Genomic DNA, 5,187 nt, shown 5'->3' with positions numbered 1-5,187 from the left:
CGGCGCGGCCGAAGATCCGGCAGCGCTGGTCGTCGCCGAGCTGCACGCAGCGCACGCCGGCCGGCTTGCCGTCGGGCATGCCCGGAATCGGGCTGGAAATCGACGGCGCGATGCAGCACGCGCCGCAGCCCTCGCGGCACGCATGCGGCGGCGGGACGGCTGACGCCGGGCGGACAGACAATTCGACGGACACTCGGCTCTCTCGAACGAACAACAAAAAACGGTGCGGCAACCGGACGCGGTGCCGGCAGCCCTACCCCGCATTGTGCCATCCCCGGCTGCGACGTTATTACACAATGCAGCCCAATCGCGCGTTTATATACTCGAAAGCATCTAAAAAGCGCGAGGTTGTCATGCGTTCCGGTTCTGCCGACACACTGTTCCGTCCCGATTTGCTCGCGAAGTACGGCGCGAACGGGCCGCGCTATACGTCGTATCCCACCGCGCTGCAGTTCCGCGACGATTTCGACCCGGCCGACTATGTGCGTGCGGCAAGCGACCCCGGTGCGTCGTCGAGCGACCTGTCGCTGTACTTCCACATTCCGTTCTGCAACACCGCGTGCTTCTACTGCGGCTGCAACAAGATCGCGACCAACAACCACCGCCGCGCCCGTCCGTATCTCGACCAGCTCAAGCGCGAGATGGCGCTGCAGGCGGCACTGTTCGACCCCGCGCGCCCGGTCACGCAGCTGCACTGGGGCGGCGGCACGCCCACCTTCCTGTCCGACGACGAAACGGCCGAGCTGATGGCGGCCACCCGCGAGCACTTCGCGCTCGCGCCGGATGCCGACGCCGAATTCTCGATCGAGATCGACCCGCGCACGGTCACGCCCGCGACGCTCGTGCACCTGCGCACCATCGGCTTCAACCGGCTGAGCCTCGGCGTGCAGGATTTCGATCCGGTCGTGCAGCAGGCGATCAATCGGATCCAGCCGCTCGCGATGACGGCCGACCTGCTTTCCGCCGCGCGCACGACGGGCTTTCATTCGGTGAGCGTCGACCTGATCTACGGGCTGCCGCACCAGACCGTCTCCGTGTTCGCGCGCACGCTGGAAACGATCATCGAACTCGCACCCGACCGGCTGTCGGTGTTCGGCTACGCGCACATGCCGCACCTGTTCAAGATGCAACGACAGATCGACGATGCGACGCTGCCGCCGCCGGAAACGCGCATCGCGCTGCTCGGCCTCGCGATCGACATGCTGACGTCGGCCGGCTACGTGTACATCGGGATGGACCACTTCGCGCGGCCGTCCGACGAGCTCGTGCACGCGCAGCGCAACGGCACGCTGCAGCGCAATTTCCAGGGCTACAGCACGCGTGCGGATACCGATCTCGTCGGGTTCGGCGTGTCGTCGATCGGCAAGGTCGGCGACGTCTACGCGCAGAACGCGAAGGACCTGCCCGCCTACGGCGCCGCGCTCGATGCGGGCCGGCTGCCGATCGCGCGCGGCGTGCGGCTCACGCCCGACGACCGGCTGCGCCGCGACGTGATCACGCAACTGATGTGCAACCTCGACCTGCCGTTCTCGCATGTCGAGGCCACGCACGGCATCCGCTTCGCCGATCATTTCGCGCGCGAACTCGACGCGCTGCGCCCGTTCGAGCGCGACGGGCTGCTGACGATCGCGGCCGACCGCCTGACGATCCACCCGGCGGGCCGGATGGTCGTGCGCAACATCGCAATGGCATTCGACGCGTATCTCGGCCAGACGCAGCAGCAACGCTACTCGCGCACGGTCTGAGCCCGGTGGCCCTGGCCGGCCGCACGCGGGCGGCCGGTTTGATACAGTGTGGGGCTTACGCCCCGCCAGATTCCGCACGATGCGCACCACCAAAGCGACCCACGCGGTCGAACGCCTGAAGACCCGCTCCGGCAACCCGCAATTCGCGGCCGTCGCGATGGCGGGCGGCCTGTTTTATCTCGTCGACCGCTCCGGCGGCGCCACCGAGAAGCGCTGCGAGCCGCTGCCGCTCGACGAGTTCGTCAAGTTCGTCGACGAATTCGGCCCCAAAAAGCCGCGCAAGGCGAGCAAGCTCGACCTCGCGTTCGAGGCGCAGATCAAGAAGAGCAAGGGGTAAAGGTCTGTTGCAGGCCGCCTGAAGGCTTCGCGGCCGCCCCGTTTGGTACAATCACGAAGTTTCTCTATCCCCGCTGATGGCCGACCAGGCTGCGTGACCACACCATGAATATCGAAAACGCGCGTTTCAACATGATCGAACAACAGATCCGGCCGTGGGACGTGCTGGATCTCGACGTCCTGGGCCTGCTGTCGATCGTCAAGCGTGAAAACTACGTTCCGGCCGAATACCGCGATCTCGCGTTCGCCGACCTCGAACTCCCGCTGCCCGGCGGCAACAGCAAGATGCTGTTCCCGCGCGTCGAAGCGCGCGTGCTGCAGGAGCTGACGGTCAAGAAGCACGAGAACGTGCTCATCATCGGCGCCGGCTCGGGCTACCTGGCTGCGCTGTTCGCGCACCGCGCACAACACGTGACGGCCGTCGAAATCGATCCGACCAACGCGAAGTTCGCCGAAGACAACCTGCGCAACGACGGCGTGACCAACGCGGAAGTCGTGCTCGGCGACGGTTCGCGCGGCTGGGCCGGCAAGGCGCCGTATGACGTGATCTGCGTCGCGGGCGGCCTGCCCGTCGTGCCGCAGGAAATGCTCGAACAACTGAAGGTCGGCGGCCGCCTCGCGGCATTCGTCGGCGGCCGTCCGGTGATGAAGGCACAGATCATCACGCGCATCGACGACAAGCAGTACCGCGTCGCCGACGTGTTCGAAACGTACATCGACCACCTCGTCAACGCGATCGAGCCGTCGCGCTTCAAGTTCTGAGCGGCGGAGCCACCATGCAGATCCTGACGGCCGCGATGCTCGCGGAATGGCTCGGCGACAAGGCGCGCCCCGCCCCGGTCGTGCTCGACGTGCGCGAACCGTGGGAAATCGCGACCGCGCACATCGCCGGCAGCGTGTCGATCCCGATGCAGCAGATTCCCGCGCGCAGCGAAGAGCTCGACGACGAAGCGGAAATCGTCTGCGTGTGCCATCACGGAATGCGCAGCGCGCAGGTCGCGATGTTCCTCGAATCGCGCGGCTTCACGAAGCTGTACAACCTGCAAGGCGGGATCGACGCCTGGTCGCGCGACGTCGATCCGTCCGTACCGCGTTACTGATCCTGTCCGCGGCGCATCACGCGCCGCCTCGCCGATCGGCACACTGCCGCCGGCCGCACTGATCCCCCGAACGGGCACGCATCGCGTGCCCGTTTCTCTTTTCCGCTCCGGTTGATCACTTCAGCGTCGTCTCGATGACCGACAGCGGCACCGCGCTGCGTCCGTGACCTGCCCTGCCCGCGTGGCGCGAAGTCACGGTGCGCGGCAGTTCCCGCACCGCGTTCAAGCGCAAGCACCGGAACGGGGAACCCCGACCGTGCACCATTTGCGCCCGTGACCCTGCACCGCGACGGACCGCGCATGCTGCACGACGCGTCATGCGCACCGTCCCGACGCCCCGCACCGCCCCGCGCAGGCACGCCGGACGTGCATCCGCACGACTGGCACATGCCTTGCGTTACCCGTTGGCCGACGCCTTCAAGGCGCACGCATATCCAACACGTCAAGGGGAACCCGATGAAACGTCGCAGTCTGTTGAAGTTCGGTTCGATGGCCGGCGCACTCGCACTCGCGGGCAAGAGCCCGTTCGCACACGCGGCCGACGCGGGCACCGGCCCGATCAAGGTCGGCATCCTGCACTCGCTGTCGGGCACGATGGCGATCTCGGAGACGTCGCTGAAGGACACCGCGCTGATGACGATCGCCGACATCAACAAGAGCGGCGGCGTGATGGGCCGCAAGCTCGAACCCGTGGTGGTCGATCCCGCGTCGAACTGGCCGCTGTTCGCGGAGAAGGCGCGCCAGCTGCTCACGCAGGACAAGGTCGCCTGCGTGTTCGGCTGCTGGACGTCGGTGTCGCGCAAATCGGTGCTGCCGGTGTTCGAGGAACTGAACGGGCTGCTCTACTACCCGGTGCAGTACGAAGGCGAGGAAATGTCGCGCAACGTGTTCTACACGGGCGCGGCGCCGAACCAGCAGGCGATCCCGGCCGTCGAGTACCTGATGAGCGCGGAAGGCGGCGGCGCGAAGCGCTTCTTCCTGCTCGGCACCGACTACGTGTACCCGCGCACCACCAACAAGATCCTGCGCGCGTTCCTTAAATCGAAGGGCGTGAAGGACGCCGATATTCAGGAGGTCTACACGCCATTCGGCCACAGCGACTATCAGACCATCGTCGCGAACATCAAGAACTTCTCGCAAGGCGGCAAGACGACCGTGATCTCGACGATCAACGGTGACTCGAACGTGCCGCTCTACAAGGAGCTCGGCAACCAGGGGATCAGGGCGACCGACGTACCGGTCGTTGCGTTCTCGGTCGGCGAGGAAGAGTTGCGCGGGATCGACACGAAGCCGCTCGTCGGCCACCTGGCCGCGTGGAATTACTTCATGTCGGTGAAGAACCCGACCAACACGAAGTTCAAGGACCAGTTCGCCGCGTGGGTGAAAGCGAACAACCTGCCGGGCGGCGCGAAGCGCGTGACCAACGACCCGATGGAAGCGACCTACGTCGGCATCCACATGTGGAAACAGGCCGTCGAGAAAGCGAAGAGCACCGACGTCGACAAGGTGCGCGTCGCGATGATCGGCCAGACCGTCGCTGCGCCGTCCGGCTTCACGCTCGCGATGGACGGCAACCATCACCTGCACAAGCCGGTGATGATCGGCGAGATCCGCGGCGACGGGCAGTTCAACGTCGTGTGGAAGACCAAGACCGCGGTGCGCGCGCAACCGTGGAGCCCGTTTATCGCGGGCAACCAGGGCAAGCCGGACATCGTCACGTCGATCCCGGCCTTCCTGCGCCGGCAGCGCGCGGCACTGGCCTGATGCTGGATGAGCGGTGCGTCGCGCTTCACGCGTGACGTGCCGCTCGCACGCCGATGCCGATATCGATGCGCCGGCCGCGCTTGCCGTGATGAACCGCACGCGAGCGCGCATCGCCGCGCGCATCCGCTTCTCCACGCCTGACAGGATTTCCCGATGCCACCACGCTTTCGCCGAGCCGCCGTCGCGATCGTCGCGTGCGCCGCCCTCGCGGGCGGGCTGCCACGCGCCGCGTTCGCGCTGAA

General features: G+C 66.5%; 6 protein-coding genes. 5 read left to right on the top strand and 1 reads right to left on the bottom strand.

What is annotated here, in order from left to right:
* Positions 1-193: YkgJ family cysteine cluster protein (locus G3N99_RS33960; protein WP_206124556.1), on the bottom strand; the 193-nt coding region annotated here is incomplete at its 3' end.
* A gap of 160 nt (positions 194-353) precedes the next feature.
* On the opposite strand from G3N99_RS33960, the gene hemN reads away from it, so the two are divergent.
* The 5 genes from hemN (at position 354) to urtA (ending at position 4,945) form a co-directional block, all read left to right on the top strand.
* Complete coding sequence (gene hemN / locus G3N99_RS33955) at positions 354-1,745, top strand: oxygen-independent coproporphyrinogen III oxidase (protein WP_206124555.1); 1,392 nt, start codon at positions 354-356, stop codon at positions 1,743-1,745.
* Positions 1,746-1,824: 79 nt separating this feature from the next.
* Entirely contained in the window at positions 1,825-2,082 is a 258-nt protein-coding gene (locus G3N99_RS33950) for a hypothetical protein (RefSeq protein ID WP_174944350.1), read from the top strand.
* Between the two features lie 104 nt (positions 2,083-2,186).
* Entirely contained in the window at positions 2,187-2,843 is a 657-nt protein-coding gene (locus G3N99_RS33945; protein ID WP_011351194.1) for a protein-L-isoaspartate O-methyltransferase, read from the top strand.
* Between the two features lie 14 nt (positions 2,844-2,857).
* Positions 2,858-3,181, top strand: coding sequence for a rhodanese-like domain-containing protein (locus tag G3N99_RS33940; RefSeq protein WP_011351193.1), 324 nt, complete (start codon positions 2,858-2,860; stop codon positions 3,179-3,181).
* Between the two features lie 456 nt (positions 3,182-3,637).
* Complete coding sequence (urtA, locus tag G3N99_RS33935; protein ID WP_206124554.1) at positions 3,638-4,945, top strand: urea ABC transporter substrate-binding protein; 1,308 nt, start codon at positions 3,638-3,640, stop codon at positions 4,943-4,945.
* The last annotated feature ends 242 nt before the right edge of the window (positions 4,946-5,187 follow it).

This window comes from Burkholderia sp. Ac-20392 (assembly GCF_017104585.1).
GTDB lineage: Bacteria > Pseudomonadota > Gammaproteobacteria > Burkholderiales > Burkholderiaceae > Burkholderia > Burkholderia lata.
Note: the sequence above shows the minus strand (reverse complement) of the source record. Positions and strands in the feature narration are given on the sequence as shown.